Origin of the sequence: Pseudoalteromonas sp. T1lg75 (assembly GCF_002964705.1) — a bacterium.
Lineage (GTDB): Bacteria > Pseudomonadota > Gammaproteobacteria > Enterobacterales > Alteromonadaceae > Pseudoalteromonas.
Genome location: NZ_PQCD01000022.1, coordinates 1 through 14,915, shown reverse-complemented (window position 1 = coordinate 14,915; position 14,915 = coordinate 1). Strand labels below are relative to the sequence as shown.

12 protein-coding genes and 2 tRNA genes are annotated in these 14,915 nt (G+C 50.1%); 6 read left to right on the top strand and 8 right to left on the bottom strand.

Annotation, left to right across the window (positions count from 1 at the left end; translation table 11 throughout):
- The first annotated feature begins 201 nt into the window (after positions 1–201).
- Positions 202–278 (top strand) — tRNA-Val (locus C2M36_RS05465).
- A gap of 138 nt (positions 279–416) precedes the next feature.
- Positions 417–493: transfer RNA gene (locus tag C2M36_RS05460), tRNA-Val, on the top strand.
- A 328-nt stretch (positions 494–821) separates the two neighbouring features.
- Here C2M36_RS05460 and C2M36_RS05455 read toward each other — a convergent pair.
- The 4 genes from C2M36_RS05455 to C2M36_RS05440 all read right to left on the bottom strand — a co-directional run bounded on the left by C2M36_RS05455 (position 822) and on the right by C2M36_RS05440 (position 5,893).
- Positions 822–2,849 carry a methyl-accepting chemotaxis protein gene (locus tag C2M36_RS05455; protein ID WP_105254060.1) on the bottom strand — a complete coding sequence of 676 codons (2,028 nt, stop codon included), beginning with the start codon at positions 2,847–2,849 and terminating at the stop codon, positions 822–824.
- A gap of 161 nt (positions 2,850–3,010) precedes the next feature.
- A complete protein-coding gene (locus C2M36_RS05450; RefSeq protein WP_105254059.1) occupies positions 3,011–3,373 on the bottom strand; it encodes a VOC family protein in 363 nt (120 codons plus the stop codon).
- 113 nt (positions 3,374–3,486) lie between these two features.
- Complete coding sequence (glnS, locus tag C2M36_RS05445; protein ID WP_105254058.1) at positions 3,487–5,154, bottom strand: glutamine--tRNA ligase; 1,668 nt, start codon at positions 5,152–5,154, stop codon at positions 3,487–3,489.
- A gap of 346 nt (positions 5,155–5,500) precedes the next feature.
- Positions 5,501–5,893 (bottom strand): VOC family protein, encoded by a 393-nt coding sequence (locus C2M36_RS05440; RefSeq protein ID WP_105254057.1) that lies wholly within the window; start codon positions 5,891–5,893, stop codon positions 5,501–5,503.
- A 90-nt stretch (positions 5,894–5,983) separates the two neighbouring features.
- Here C2M36_RS05440 and C2M36_RS05435 point away from each other — a divergent pair, with 90 nt between their 5' ends.
- The 4 genes from C2M36_RS05435 to C2M36_RS05420 all read left to right on the top strand — a co-directional run bounded on the left by C2M36_RS05435 (position 5,984) and on the right by C2M36_RS05420 (position 12,035).
- Positions 5,984–6,439, top strand: coding sequence for a CBS domain-containing protein (locus C2M36_RS05435; protein ID WP_105254056.1), 456 nt, complete (start codon positions 5,984–5,986; stop codon positions 6,437–6,439).
- An 82-nt stretch (positions 6,440–6,521) separates the two neighbouring features.
- Complete coding sequence (locus tag C2M36_RS05430; RefSeq protein WP_105254055.1) at positions 6,522–7,586, top strand: DUF3083 family protein; 1,065 nt, start codon at positions 6,522–6,524, stop codon at positions 7,584–7,586.
- Between the two features lie 214 nt (positions 7,587–7,800).
- On the top strand, positions 7,801–8,940 hold the full coding sequence (locus C2M36_RS05425; protein ID WP_105254054.1) for an efflux RND transporter periplasmic adaptor subunit: 1,140 nt from the start codon (positions 7,801–7,803) through the stop codon (positions 8,938–8,940).
- 2 nt (positions 8,941–8,942) lie between these two features.
- Complete coding sequence (locus C2M36_RS05420; protein WP_105254053.1) at positions 8,943–12,035, top strand: efflux RND transporter permease subunit; 3,093 nt, start codon at positions 8,943–8,945, stop codon at positions 12,033–12,035.
- 27 nt (positions 12,036–12,062) lie between these two features.
- Here C2M36_RS05420 and C2M36_RS05415 read toward each other — a convergent pair whose 3' ends face one another.
- From C2M36_RS05415 to C2M36_RS05400, 4 genes are all read right to left on the bottom strand, one after another.
- A complete protein-coding gene (locus tag C2M36_RS05415) occupies positions 12,063–12,683 on the bottom strand; it encodes a TetR family transcriptional regulator (protein WP_105254052.1) in 621 nt (206 codons plus the stop codon).
- A 130-nt stretch (positions 12,684–12,813) separates the two neighbouring features.
- Complete coding sequence (locus C2M36_RS05410; protein WP_105254051.1) at positions 12,814–13,818, bottom strand: hypothetical protein; 1,005 nt, start codon at positions 13,816–13,818, stop codon at positions 12,814–12,816.
- A 166-nt stretch (positions 13,819–13,984) separates the two neighbouring features.
- Complete coding sequence (locus C2M36_RS05405; RefSeq protein ID WP_105254050.1) at positions 13,985–14,197, bottom strand: hypothetical protein; 213 nt, start codon at positions 14,195–14,197, stop codon at positions 13,985–13,987.
- A gap of 89 nt (positions 14,198–14,286) precedes the next feature.
- Entirely contained in the window at positions 14,287–14,817 is a 531-nt protein-coding gene (locus C2M36_RS05400) for a hypothetical protein (RefSeq protein ID WP_158678859.1), read from the bottom strand.
- Positions 14,818–14,915: the final 98 nt, after the last annotated feature.

Below are 14,915 nucleotides of genomic sequence, written 5' to 3'. Positions count from 1 at the left end.
TGCTAAGGCTCTAGACACACTATATATTACACGGCGTTGCCAGGGGTTAACCTTATGGCGCTGAAAACTAGATTGTACGACCGTAGCTCAGTTGGGTGAGGTTGGACCGAAGCAAAGCTTCGCAGCCAAGCGAAGTGGAGGCAGGACGCCGACAGGACATTGCTTCATGGATGAATTTATTGGCGCTAAAAACTAGATTGTACGACCGTAGCTCAGTTGGTTAGAGCACCACCTTGACATGGTGGGGGTCGGTGGTTCGAATCCACTCGGTCGTACCAATTCTTAAAAATACATTTCGTATTCTGTACGACCGTAGCTCAGTTGGGCGAGGTTGGACCGAAGCAAAGCTTCGCAGCCAAGCGAGGTGGAGGCAGGAGACTGCTTCACGGACGAATTTATTGGCACTATTCTATAGTACGACCGTAGCTCAGTTGGTTAGAGCACCACCTTGACATGGTGGGGGTCGGTGGTTCGAATCCACTCGGTCGTACCAATTCATTTCAATACCTTTCGAGTTTTTATAATCACTCACTCTGCGCTTCAGAGCACTACCTACTCTTTGTAGCTCGTATCAAGGCTCGGTGGTTCGAATCCACTCGGTCGTACCAATCCTCTAAAACATTTCTCGTATTCAGTAAGAAAATCGCTCAGTTAGTTAGCGCACTACCCGCTCTCTATGACCCGTATCGGGGCTCGGTGATTCGAATCCACTCGGTCGTACCAAATTTCTCTGTGTATTTCTCGGCATAAAACTGGACATAAAAAAGCCCCCGAAAACGAGGGCTGGTTTGTTCTTTGATTAATAGCTTAAGCGCTGAAAATTAAAGTTTAAATTGGCTTACCGTGCCATTGAGTGAACTCGCTAACGCATTTAACTCACTGGCTTCATGGGCGAGCACATCCGCATGACTGGCGGTGCTGTTTACCAGTTCGTTGATGGCATTAAGGCTGGAATTGATGTCTTCGGCAACTATGCTTTGCTGCTCGGTGCTGGTGGCGATTTGATGGCTCTGATCGAGCACATGCGTTACCGCCTCACTGATCTGCTGCAAAGACTCAAGCACCGCTTCGGTTTGAGTCACCGAACTTTGCGCCCGCTCCTGCCCTTGTTGCATCATCTCAGAGGCCTGCTCGGCAATGCGTTGCAGCTTGTCTATCATGGTACGGATATCATCGGTGGACTCCTGGGTGCGGCTGGCTAAAGAACGCACCTCATCGGCAACCACGGCAAAACCACGACCTTGCTCGCCGGCACGGGCCGCTTCAATGGCGGCATTGAGTGCCAGCAGATTGGTTTGCTCGGCGATGCCATTGATCACATCGACAACGGCGCCGATATTGTTACTTTCTCGTGCCAAACCGGTAACCACCTCAGCGGCGGCGCCAATATGCAGGGCCAGCTCGCTCATCACTCTTTGAGAGTCGCCCGATTGTTGTCTTCCTTGCTCGCTGATCGCCTGCACCGACTCGGCGGCGGCATTGGTATGCTGGGCATTGCGGGATATTTCGGTTACCGTTGTGGCCATTTCCGTGACCGCGGTGCTGACGCTGTCGACCTGCACCTTTTCTTTTTGGATCTCAGTGTTGGTTTCACTGGAGACACTTTGTAAGTGATTCGCGGCATGACTGAGTTGCTGCGCTTGCTGCGCGGTTTGCACCATCAACTCTCGTAACTTATCGATAAAGGTATTTACATGGCGTGCAAGTTGCCCCACTTCGTCATTACTGTTTACCTCGATACGACGAGTCAAGTCGCCCTCCCCGGTGGCAATATCCCGCATCACGGTACTAAGCGAGCTGATCGGCTGGATAACAAGATGCGTAACCCAGAAAATCATCGCCACAATAACCGCTAGGATCAACACCACGGCCACCGACGCCGACATCACGGCGGCATTAACCGGCTCTTCAATCAGGCTGACCGGAACCAGCACACCCACGTGCCAGTCGATCATCGGCTTATCCAACTGCAGGGCGTTAAAAAGCGCATAATATTGAACGCCCTTGAGTGTTACCTCAACAATGCCACTTGCCTGCTCCTTCATCGCCTTATTTAGGGCACTAAAGCCTTGGGTGTCGGCAAATTGCTGCTCCAGCGCACTAAGGTTATCTTTGCCGCCGTTCTCATCTGTGATGGAGAGTTGGTGTTCGGTACGCTCCGATAAATGCACCACATTGAGGTCGCTGTCGAGCAAGAAACCATAACCCTGACCCTGGAAGGAAATATTTTCTACCATTTCTTTAATGGCATTAATTTGCAGGTCTACGCCGCCTACACCCACTAATTGAGCCGCATCGTTATATACGGGCTGCTGCACCACAGCCGATACATCACCGGTGCTGATATCCACGGAGATGGCGCCGACATACAAGCTGCCCTTGTCCATGGCATCTTGCCACCAAGGACGCTCATAGGCGTAGTAAGGACGACCATCGGCATAGCTAGACGTACGCTCGTTCTCCTTAAAATATTCGCCGGTGTTGGCTGAGGCAAAAAATGCCGACAAAATGTTGCTATCGCGACCACTAATACGCTGAAAATCTTCATTGATAAGATTATAACCTGGCATTCTATCCAGGTTGGCGCCGCGCTGCTGATAGCCTTCAAAAAAGGCAACTAAAGAGGGGTTGGTAATATAGGTTTCAACCACCTTACCATACTGGGCGAAGAAAGAGCGCATGGACATTTGCTCTGCTTGCAGATAATTCTGCGCTTCGCGCTCCACACTGTTGCGAGAAAGGTCGGCAATATGATTGATAAAAAACGCGGCCACCAGGACCATAAGCACGCTTAAGGTGCCGCCAATCAATAGAAGTATCTTTTTTCGAAGGGACAGATTGTTAAGCATAATACGAAGGTTATTATTGTTTTCTTGTCATCAAAACACATCCGTCGCCACGACGCTAGCCCTATATGACGACTTAATGAACGTTTGGTTATTTTTTAACCCACGCTAATGCTGTGCCTCTGTCTCATCTTACTACAGGCCCCTTGCCATGAGGATGTTACTTATTCTGGCTCAGACCAGACCGCAAATTCATTGCCGCTGGGCTCGATAAAATGAAAACGCCGGCCACCGGGAAACGAAAATATCGGCTTACAGATAACCCCGCCCGCCGCTTCTATTTTTTGCTGGGTTTGCTCAAGTGCACTGGAATAAAACACCATCAGTGCCGAGCCGTTTTGCGTGCTGGCACATTGCTCACTGGCATAGAAGCCCCCGTCTAACCCAGCGCCACTAAAGGCGGCATACTCTGGCCCATAGTCGGTAAATTGCCAGTTGAAGACCTGGGTAAAGAAATTTTTAGTGGCGCTTAAATCCCTGGCTGGGTACTCGATGTAATTAAACTTTTCGTGACTTGTTGAAGGCATGCTGGTTTCTTAAAGTTGTTACGCTCCTTTTACGCTAGCACAAAAAAACGGATACCTAAAAAAGTATCCGTTTTCAATTAACTTAGTAATTAGTTAAGTGTTCAGCGTATCGCTTAGTCTTGTTGCTCAATCTTGGCCCAAGAATCACGCAAACCCACGGTTTGGTTAAATACCAGGTGCTCAAAATGATCGTCACAACAGAAGTAGCCAGTACGCTCAAACTGATAGCCTACAAGAGCTTTTGCATCCGCCAGGCTTGGTTCAAGTTTAGCATTGCTGACAATGGTCAGTGACTCAGGGTTCAGAGCATCGGCAATATCTTCCGCAGAGCCTGGGTTTGGCACATTGAACAGGCGATCGTACAGACGCACTTCGGCTTCGATACAGTGGCTTGCGCTCACCCAGTGAATAACACCCTTCACTTTACGACCATCGGCCGGGTTTTTACCTAGCGTTTCGGCATCGTATGTACAGTAGATGGTGGTGATCTTGCCATCGTTGTCTTCTTCGATACGCTCGGCCTTGATCACATAGGCGTTACGTAAACGCACTTCTTTACCCAATACCAAACGCTTGAATTTCTTGTTCGCTTCAACGCGGAAGTCGTCACGCTCGATAAATACTTCACGGGTAAATGGCAATTGACGCGAGCCCATCTCTTCCTTGTTAGGATGATTAGGCGCATCGAGCATTTCTACCTGATCTTCCGGGTAGTTCTCAATCACGATACGCACTGGGTCAAGTACCGCCATGGCACGCGCGGCGTTTTCGTTCAGATCGTCACGGATACAGGCTTCAAGCATGCCCATTTCAACCAGGTTATCCTGTTTAGTCACACCGATGCGCTTACAGAACTCGCGAATAGACGCCGGCGTATAACCGCGGCGACGCAGACCAGCAATGGTCGGCATGCGTGGGTCGTCCCAACCGTCTACATGACCATCAACCACCAGTTGGTTAAGCTTACGCTTACTCATCATGGTGTATTCAAGGTTCAAGCGTGAGAACTCAATTTGCTGCGGATGACATTCAATGCTGATGTTATCAAGCACCCAGTCGTAAAGACGACGGTTATCTTGGAACTCCAGAGTACACAATGAATGGGTAATGCCCTCTAAAGCATCACTGATACAATGGGTGAAGTCGTACATTGGGTAAATGCACCACTTATCACCGGTTTGGTGGTGATGGGCAAAACGAATACGATAGATAATAGGATCGCGCAGCACCATAAATGAGCTGGCCATATCTATCTTGGCGCGCAGCACACACTCGCCTTCTTTAAACTCACCGTTTTTCATCTTCTCGAATAACGCCAGGTTTTCTTCCACCGGCGTATCACGGTATGGGCTGTTTTTACCCGGCTCGGTTAGCGTACCACGGTATTCGCGTGCCTGCTCAGGTGTTAGGAAGCACACATAAGCCAAACCCTTAGTGATCAGCTCAACCGCATACTCATAGAGTTTATCGAAATAGTTTGAAGAATATTGAATCTCGCCATCCCAATGAAAACCTAGCCAACTCACATCTTCTTTGATTGAGTTAACATAGTTGATGTCTTCTTTTTCCGGGTTGGTGTCATCAAAACGCAGGTTGCACAGGCCCTGGTAGTCTTGGGCGATACCAAAGTTTAAGCAAATTGATTTAGCGTGGCCAATGTGCAGGAAACCATTGGGCTCAGGCGGAAAACGGGTGTGTGTTTTTTGATGTTTACCCGACGCCAAGTCTGCATCGATAATATTACGAATAAAGTTCGTTGGGCGATTTTCAATCTCCGCCATTGGGATACTTTCCTCTGAATTTTACGTGGCTTTTAACTAGGGTCTGTTTATCTTTGCAGTTTACTTTATGTTCAATCTAAACGCATTCTGATCACGACGCTCGTTATGCTGCATAGTCATTCTATGTACATAGCGAGCAACAAAGAGCAGGAGGCGTTTAGATGAACCCATTGGGCAGCCCTTGTAGTGTATTTCTACTGTGTTATCGCATGCTCATGTAGAATAACTACACCTGCTCTGCCTTGTATAAATACACTACAAACTGCTGCAGAAACAAACAGCAAAGGTCAACAGACCCTGAGTCATTATGACAAAATCTGCCGTTAACATACAGCTTTTAGTAGGGTCAAACCAGTTTTAATTCAAGGGTGTTATCGTCGGGGTCGTGAATGTATAAAGAACGACCAAAACCGGTGGCACCATAGCGCGTGGCAAAGACCAAGGTCTCCATTACCCCCTTACGTTTAAGGCTGCGAATGAGCGCCTGTTCGCTTGGGGCCCTCACTTGCAAACAAATATGTGCAATGGGAGAGGTACGCACATCCGGTGGCGCCCCGCTATCTAGGCTGCCTTTGGTACTCAGTAAGTCTATTAACGCCGCACCGGCGCGCAATTGATACAGGCCTTCATCCTCCAGCACCCGCTCGAGTGTAGCCCCCAGCACCTGCTGGTAAAACGCCAGTTGCTGCTCTACCTTTGAAGTACGAATGACCACGTGATCTAAGCCTTGTAATTGCATATGCCACCTTTGTTTGATTGAGATCTAAGCTTGTTTATATATTTAAAGGTAGCGTTAAAAGCACATAATTCGAAGAGATAAGGAACCACTATGTCTAAGCCGAACGAGCCTGAGCTAACTCCTACTCTGGAGTGTGCAGCCGATCTAATGACCGCCTCCCCCGTCACCATAACCGCAGATGCCTCTTTGTATGACGTTCATCAACTGATGCGTGAGTATAATATTCGCCATATCCCGGTCACCGACGATAAGCAGCATTTGGTGGGCATGCTAACGCAAAAAGTGATCATCGCCCAGGTGATGAAGATTATCTCTGTGTTTGGCGCCGATGCCCTAGAGCGCAAAGAAAAGCAAACGCCTGTTAGCGAGATCATGTTGACTCGCTTTGACAGCGTGGATTCAAGCGACCAGCTAATTGATATTGCCAAGTTTTTCTTAAATAACCGCCATGGCTGCATGCCGGTTTTAGAGGCGAAAAAGTTAGTGGGCGTACTGACTTCATCGGATTTTGTCAGACTCAGTATTTACCTGATGGAAAAGTCATAAAAGTTTAATCTAGCGCAACATGGTTGACATTTATCAGCACTAGAATGAAGCCAATGAAAACACCAAGGAATAAGGAACAACCATGGCTTCACAAAATCAACATAGGGTCTATATACCCACCAACGCCCGAGCTAACCAATACATCCTCGCCGAGTTCAAACCCGACGAGGATTTTTATGCCTGCTTTAGCGATTACGCCAGCGCCCATCAGCGCATAGTTCGCCAGCTCTTTGCCCTGTGTGACGACGCCGAGCTTTACAATGTCCACGTATTGGTCAATGACAAGCTCCCTATCGTGCGCTTCCACGAAGAAGCTTATTGCTTAGAAACCAAACGTCAGCAAATGTTTTTCTATAACCCGCGCTATCACGAGGCTCATACCCTGCATGGCGACGACACACAAAAGGCACGCAAGGTGCGCTTGCTGTTTTTGGCCACCGGCGAGGATATTCGTGCCCACAGCGCCGATTTTCATTTACGCGTCGCCAAGGTGTTAACAAAACTACAAGAGCAGCTACCAAATCAGGCGCAACCATTTAGGGTGCGCGATCACCAGCACCTAACCTATGATATTTTTGCCCGCGCCAAAGGCTATAAAGAAAGTTATGGCTACAAGCTTAGAGCCCTGGACTCTCGCTATGAAGCCCGTGGCTGTCCGCTGCCGGAACACAGAGATCTCACTTACGCGCGCTTTACTTTGCCCCTAACTCGGCAGGTCAAAACCCAATTATTGGACAACGACGCCACCGACTTTGCCCCGTTTTACGCCCGAATCGCCGATGCCTTTGTCACCGCCTGTGAAGCCAAGCGCCTGCCCCGTCGTGCCATGGTGGCCAATGGCCGCACGCCGCTTATTCGCCACCGCGATATAGATACCAGTGCCCACAATGAAGAGCTTGAAAAACTGAGCTTTCTACCTTGTGTCGACAGCACCCAGAATTACCTGCTTTATGATGGCAGCCAGCTGGTGCAAAGTATCGACTTCGTTATCGTCGCCGGCACCGAAGACCGACATGATATGGGTTATGGCCGCTTTATGAATCAGGTAGAAAGTGTAATCAAATCCCTGTGCATGGAGCTGCACGTCAACCCCGAACGTCAAGACATCAATACCCGCTTCTATCAACACCTAAGTTACGCCCTCTAAGGCAAAAAACTGCCCTCTTCTGCGCCGCCTTCCCAACCGGATTGGCGGCCACCCTGACACAAAAAAAACCTAAAAACCACATTCTAATACCAAGTTTATTAGCTTCAGTTACAATGAGTTACGTGTAAACGAAATAGTTTACCTTGCTTACATACGTTCATGTATGTATATTTGCGCTCTATATGATCGATTTGTTGTTCTTAGAAGGTAGGATATGAAAGCAAAAACCCTGGTCGCCTTAACCATAGTTGCGACGCTTGGCCTTAGCGGCTGTGAACAGTCGGGCGCTCAAGCTCAAACCCAAAGCGCGCCACGCGCGGTGGAAATCGAAGCGTATCAGTTGCAACCACAAACCTTGATGCAACACACCGAGTTGGTGGGCCGCACGGTGGATTACCGTCAGGCGGAAATTCGCCCTCAGGTAAGTGGTATTTTGCAATCTCGCCTCTTTGAAGAAGGACAAATGGTCGAAAAGGGCGATGTGCTTTATCGCATCGACCCCGCGCCTTTTGAAGCCGCCCTGGCCAGTGCCAAGGCCAGCCTGGCAAAAGCCGAGGCCGCGGTTAAAAACTCCACCGCCCGCGCTAAGCGTATTAAAAGCCTGCTTGGCACCAACTCCGTTAGCCAACAGGATTTCGACGATGCCGATGCCCAGCGTCTTCAGGCGCAGGCTGACTTAGCTGCCGCCAAAGCCGCGGTGCTCAGCGCCCAAATTAACCTGGACTACACGGGCATTCGTGCGCCGATCAGCGGTCAAATCGGTCGCTCTTTGGTCACCGAGGGTGCCCTACTGACCGCCAACCAAGGCAATGCCTTGGCCACGATTCGTCAGTTAGACCCTATCTATGTGGACATGACCAAGGCGGCATCAAAGCTTGCGTCTTTGCGTCAGGCCATTACTACGAACGCCAGCAACAAAGGCGTTGCCCCGGCGGTACAACTCAAGCTTGATGAAGCGCTTTGGTATGGCCACTCCGGCGAGCTGCAATTCTCCGAGGTCAGCGTTGATCCTTCTACGTCCATGGTCACCATGCGTGCGGTATTCCCAAATCCAGATGGTGAACTGCTACCAGGCATGTTCGTGCGTGCCCAGCTTGAGCTAGGTAATACAGATAACGGCCTTTTGGTACCGCAAAAGTCGGTAGTGCGCACGCCTAAGGGCGAAGCCACCGTGATGGTGGTGAATGCCGAAAACACCATTGAGGTGCGCGTGGTCGAGCTGGCACAGCAGGTTGATCAAAGCTGGCTCGTCAGCAAGGGCCTTAAAGCAGGCGATATGGTTGTGACCTCGGGTTTACAAAAAATCCGCCCAGGGGCGCTGGTTAAAGTTACCAATAACCCATCGGAGGCATAAGCATGGCGAATTTCTTTATTAGCCGGCCAATCTTTGCATGGGTGATAGCCATTGTCATCATGCTGGCCGGTCTGCTATCAATTAAACAACTGCCGGTGGAGCAGTACCCGCAGGTGGCGCCACCTGCGGTGACCATCACCGCCAGCTACCCGGGTGCAACGGCGAAAACCGCTGAAGACGCCATTACCCAGGTTATCGAGCAAGCCATGAACGGCATCGACAACCTAATGTATATGTCGGCGCAGAGTGACTCTTTGGGTAACGTGACCCTGACCCTCACCTTTGAAACCGGCACCGATCCGGACATTGCTCAGGTTCAGGTACAAAACAAGTTACAGCGTGCGATCCCACTGTTGCCACAAGAAGTGCAACAACAAGGGGTGGCGGTTGCTAAATCGAGCGGCAGCTTCCTGATGGTAATCGGCTTTATTTCCGAAGACGGTTCGATGAGCCGTGAAGACCTCTCCGATTACGTAGTGTCTAATATTAAAGATCCAATCAGCCGTACTCCTGGTGTGGGTAACCTCACCGTGTTCGGTAGCCAATACGCCATGCGTATCTGGTTGGATGCAGACAAACTGAACGAGTTTCAGCTAACACCCACGGATGTAACCAGCGCCATTCGTGTGCAAAACAACCAGGTGACCGCAGGTCAGCTAGGTGGTGCACCGGCATTACCGGGTCAGCAGTATAATGCTGCAATCACGGCACAAAGCCGTCTCAGCAGCCCGGAAGAGTTTGGACAAATCCTTCTGCGCGTTAATGCCGACGGCTCTCGCGTTTTGCTAAGCGACGTTGCCCGTATTGAACTCGGTGGTGAAAACTATGCGGTTATGGGTCGTTATAACGGTATGCCGGCCACAGGTTTTGCCATTGAGCTGGCCACCGGTGCCAACGCCCTGGACACGGCCAACGCGGTAAAAGCACGTCTGGCCGAGCTGGAAGCCTATTTCCCGGCGGGTGTGAAGATCACCATCCCATACGACACGACACCCTTTGTTGAAGTGTCTATCAGCGCCGTAGTTCAAACCCTGTTTGAAGCCGTGATCCTGGTATTCGTAGTCATGTATCTGTTTATGCAGAACTTCCGCGCCACGCTGATCCCGACCCTGGCTATTCCCGTGGTCTTACTTGGTACCTTTGGCATCATGTCGGCCATGGGCTTCTCTATCAACACCTTGACCATGTTCGGTATGGTACTGGCCATCGGCCTCTTGGTGGACGATGCCATAGTCGTGGTAGAAAACGTTGAGCGGGTAATGAGCGAAGACGGCCTGGGCCCGGTCGAAGCCACACGTAAGTCCATGGGCCAGATCACCGGCGCCCTGGTGGGTATCGGTCTGGTATTGTCGGCGGTATTCGTACCCATGGCGTTCTTCGGCGGTGCCACCGGTGCCATCTATAAGCAATTCTCAATTACCATAGTATCGGCCATGGCGCTGTCTGTTCTTGTCGCTATCGTCTTTACCCCGGCCCTGTGTGCCACCATTTTGAAGCCACTGCATGGCGATCATCACAACAAAGGCGGCTTCTTTGGCTGGTTTAACCGCACCTTTGACCGCGGTAATGACAAATATGGTAAGGCCGTAGGCGGCCTGTTGAAACGCCCTGTTCGCTCTATGGCGCTGTACGGCGTGATCGTGGCGGTAATGGCACTGATGTTTGCCCGCCTACCCTCGTCTTTCCTACCGGAAGAAGATCAGGGTATCTTCCTGACCATGGTGCAACTACCCAGTGGTGCCAGCCAGGAGCGTACCGAAGCGATCATGACACAAGTATCGGATCACTATGGCAGCGAAGAAGCGGTGCAATCCGTATTCACCGTAAGTGGCTTTAGTTTTGCCGGTCAGGGTCAAAACGTGGGTCTTGCCTTCACCCGTCTGAAAGACTGGAGTGAGCGTGACGAAAGCCAAAGCGTGCAAGCGATTATTGGCCGCGCCATGGGCAAGTTCTCGACCATTAAAGAAGCACAGATTTTTGCCTTTAACCTGCCGCCCATCGTAGAGCTGGGTCAGGCCACCGGCTTTAACATGTTCTTGCAAGACCGCGGTGGTCTGGGCCACGAAGCCCTGTTACAGGCACGTAACCAGTTCCTTGGCATGGCCGCACAGCGTCCAGAGCTGATGGCAGTGCGTCCAAACGGCATGGAAGATGCGGCACAGCTGCAAGTGGACATCGACCAACTTAAGGCTCAAGCTTTGGGTGTACCAATTAGCGAGATCAACAACGCCCTATCTATCGGCTGGGGTTCGACCTATGTGAACGACTTCGTAGACCGTGGCCGCGTTAAGAAGGTGTACGTGCAGGCTGATGCGGAGTTCCGTATGACTCCGGAAGACTTAAGCCACTGGTATGTGCGTAACAACCAAGGCGAGATGGTGTCGTTCGACAGCTTTGCCAGCAGCCGTTGGGTGTATGGCCCACAACGTTTAGAGCGTTATAACGGTATTTCGGCGATGGAGATCTTAGGTCAACCGGCGCCGGGATACAGCTCGGGTACGGCGATGGCCGTGGTGGCCGAGTTGGTAGACCAACTACCAGAAGGCATCGACTTCGAGTGGACCAGCACCTCGTATCAGGAAAAGATGTCTGGTTCACAGGCGCCCTTCTTGTACGCCCTGTCGATCCTGGTGGTATTCCTGTGCTTAGCGGCGCTGTATGAGAGCTGGTCGATTCCATTCTCGGTGATCATGGTGGTGCCTCTAGGTATCGTCGGCGCCCTGGGTGCAGCCTTTATCTTCGGCTTGGAGAACGACGTCTACTTCCAGGTAGGTCTATTGACTACCATGGGTCTGGCCTCGAAAAACGCCATCTTGATTGTGGAATTTGCCAAAGATCTGCAACAACAAGGCCTGGATGTGATTAAGGCGACGCTTGAGGCTATCCGCCTGCGTTTACGCCCTATCATCATGACCTCACTGGCCTTCTCACTGGGCGTATTGCCACTGGCGATCAGTACCGGTGCGGGCTCGGCGAGTCGTAACGCTATAGGTATTGGTGTACTAGGCGGGATGGCAACGGCCACCTTCCTGGCAATCTTCCTCGTCCCGGTGTTCTATTTGGTGGTACAAAAAATCTTTGTACGCAACAAATAACCAACGGGCACTGCAAGCCGGGCTAAATTAGCCCGGCTTTTTTAGGCCTACAAATAAGGTATCGAGTAGCGGCTCAACCTGTTTGGTCAGGTTCATGCAGCCCGGGTGCTGTAGATACTGGCTCAGCAAACCGACGAATAAGGCGTTGAGCGATATGGCTGCATCTTCGGGGCGAATACAGGGGTTCAACTCGCCATTATCCAGGGCACGATTAAAAGCCAGGGTTAATGTGGCAATCACTTCCTGATTTAATTCTTTTTGCTGTGCCACCACGGGATTAAGCTCTTCCACATATTCACAGCGATGGAACACCACGGTGAGCACCCGATAATATTGAGGCTGCTGCTCCACCAGCAACATGGAGCGGCAAATCACATCTTTCACCTGAGCCAGGGTGCTTTGCTCATTGGCCTGCTGCAACTCACTGAGCATCATGCGAAACGGCAAGCGAATGCGCTCAAGCATGGCGTTAAAAAGGTCATTCTTGTTGGCAAAATGCCAATAAATGGCACCGCGCGTCACCCCCGCAGCCGCGGCAATATGCGCCAAGGTGGTACAGGACACCCCTTGTTCAAAAAACTGATGTTCGGCGGCATCTAAAATTGCCGCCCGAGTCTGCTCTGCATCGGCCTTACTACGCCTTGCCATTATGCTTGTCCCATAATTTTACTTGCTGATTATATTAACATATTTGTTACCAAGTGTGACCAGCAAGAACGGAGTTAGGGCATAATTTCCATATAAAAAAAGGGGCTATTTAGCCCCCTAAGGTCACTTATTACTCGGTCACCACAAACGGCAGATTAATGTTTGCGGCATTGACCTCGGACACCCACAGATACTTGCCTGGCGCCAAATCGACGCTGACATAGCCATGGTTACCGGCGCCCATCTGTTCAATACCGCCTAAAAAGGTCACCGGCGCCGGCGCCCGTAAGCCACCGACATTGGTCCAGTCCATCCAAAAATACACCTGTTGTAAATCCGTGCCCTCTTCGAGTTTGGCCAGGTGTAGGTCATAGGGTAAAAAGCTCGGCGGGTTTTCACCGATATCGATGCGAAAGGTGTGTTTACCCGCTTTCACCACCTCTGGTCCGCTAATGCCCATGTTGGCGACTGTCAGGTTATGGGTGGCCTCTGGTAGTTGTTGCTCTGTGGGTCCAGGATAGACCTGTATCTGATGCAGCATCCCCATCAGCGTGTGCCATTGACCGTCAGGGGCTTTCACATAGCATTCGAGCAAATAGATACCGGGCTTATCGATATTAAAGGTCGCCTCGACGCTGTGGCCATTGGACAAGAGCCCGGCGCCCCCGACCCAGGTCATTTGCAACCCCCAGTCCGGGACATTCTGCTCCAGAAATGGACCTATATCCGCTTTGGTTAATTCGCCGCTGCGCAGCCCCTGCATTATGGGGTCAAACGCGGGGGCTACCTCTCGCAACTGATCCTCTATGGTCTTACCCTCAACCAAGCGATACATGGCCACAAAGTGCTCCTGGCCACCGCGGTTGGTAAAAGAAAAAGTAGTCCACCCGGTGGGTAAATAATCCGGCGCCAAAATGGCGTATTCTGTGGTGGTGACCTCCACCTTATTGACCGGCGTTAGCTCAGCCTGTGGCAACGCCTTTGGCACAGCCTGTGGCAATGCCTGTGACGCCGTATTTTCTTGCTCATTGCTCGCCATTTCACTTTGAGTCTCGCTTTGAGGCGCTTCGCAGGCAGATAACATACAGACCAGAGCAAAGCTCAAAATTGGCTTAATTACATTTAACCCAGGCACATTAACCCCCTTGGTTTAACTCGGTATTTAAGGTTAAAGCCTAGTTAAAAAGGATGATTAAGCAACATGCCATGACCCCACAGGTGTAGGTCGATCATAAAGGAGCACAGTAACTGATGGCTGTAAGCGAAAGGCGGGGATCGGCAACGCCCGATAAATAGGTAAATTAATGGCTACGAGTTGGTTGCACGTCATTTTTCAACACAAGAACAATCAAAAAAATCAGTGCAACGGGAGGTATTAAAGCACTAAAAAAACCCAAGCATGAAGTAAGAAAGGGTGTCTGAGTTTTTCTTTTGCCAAGATAGTAACCAACAATAGCCATAATGATGGCGAGCGCTAAAATCATTTGTCCGAAAAGAGTAGCATTGATATACATAGTTCAAATTCCTTTTATATTGGTCTTCCCCATTAAGGAACGAGTAATAGTTGGCTAAAATGTGTAGCGAAGCGAAACCGAGCCAACTTTTACGAGTCCAACTTCAGTGGCTTGTTAGCTGTACTGTAATCCGTAACTACATGTAAGCCAAAAATATTTTCTTGAACTTCAATAATGAGTTTGTTGCCTACTGAGTGAGAATTCCAAAATTTTTCGCCAACTTTTAGGTCTAGCGTACCGTATTCTGCTGGGGCAATAGCCAATATATAGCTAGTCGATTTTCCCCTGCTAATTCTTTTTTCGGTTATTTCAGTGTTCAAGTACGCGGGCTCACCAACTAACATGTAAGAGTTCGAGAAACCTATGACCGCGAGAAAAAAGAACATGTACGTTGTTCTACGCTGACTTCTAAAAAAATTCCTTTTATCTACAAAACTATCCCAAAGCTCAGATGGATTACGCTTTTTGTGTAAGATAAGCCCTATGATTAAACCAAACAGAGCTGTTCCTAAGGCTAATTCAAAGCCGTAAAAGGTGCTGTTGACGGTTTCGATTGAAAACCAAGTACCTAATATTAGGAAAATAATCCACAGAAGTTGAGACGTTTTATCAGTTTTCATAAGTACAGTGGTCTTCCCCATCAAAAGTAGACAGGTTATTACGCAAACCGTTGCTCATACTCCAGCGGGCTGAGATAGCCTAACGCAGAGTGACGTCG

Coding starts and splice junctions, on each gene's coding strand:
- C2M36_RS05405 (WP_105254050.1), bottom strand. CDS start 14,197: ATGTATATCAATGCTACTCTTTTCGGACAAATGATTTTAGCGCTCGCC.
- C2M36_RS05430 (WP_105254055.1), top strand. CDS start 6,522: ATGGCTTCACAAAATCAACATAGGGTCTATATACCCACCAACGCCCGA.
- C2M36_RS05420 (WP_105254053.1), top strand. CDS start 8,943: ATGGCGAATTTCTTTATTAGCCGGCCAATCTTTGCATGGGTGATAGCC.
- C2M36_RS05425 (WP_105254054.1), top strand. CDS start 7,801: ATGAAAGCAAAAACCCTGGTCGCCTTAACCATAGTTGCGACGCTTGGC.
- C2M36_RS05455 (WP_105254060.1), bottom strand. CDS start 2,849: ATGCTTAACAATCTGTCCCTTCGAAAAAAGATACTTCTATTGATTGGC.
- C2M36_RS05415 (WP_105254052.1), bottom strand. CDS start 12,683: ATGGCAAGGCGTAGTAAGGCCGATGCAGAGCAGACTCGGGCGGCAATT.
- C2M36_RS05435 (WP_105254056.1), top strand. CDS start 5,984: ATGTCTAAGCCGAACGAGCCTGAGCTAACTCCTACTCTGGAGTGTGCA.
- C2M36_RS05450 (WP_105254059.1), bottom strand. CDS start 3,373: ATGCCTTCAACAAGTCACGAAAAGTTTAATTACATCGAGTACCCAGCC.
- C2M36_RS05440 (WP_105254057.1), bottom strand. CDS start 5,893: ATGCAATTACAAGGCTTAGATCACGTGGTCATTCGTACTTCAAAGGTA.
- glnS (WP_105254058.1), bottom strand. CDS start 5,154: ATGGCGGAGATTGAAAATCGCCCAACGAACTTTATTCGTAATATTATC.
- C2M36_RS05400 (WP_158678859.1), bottom strand. CDS start 14,817: ATGAAAACTGATAAAACGTCTCAACTTCTGTGGATTATTTTCCTAATA.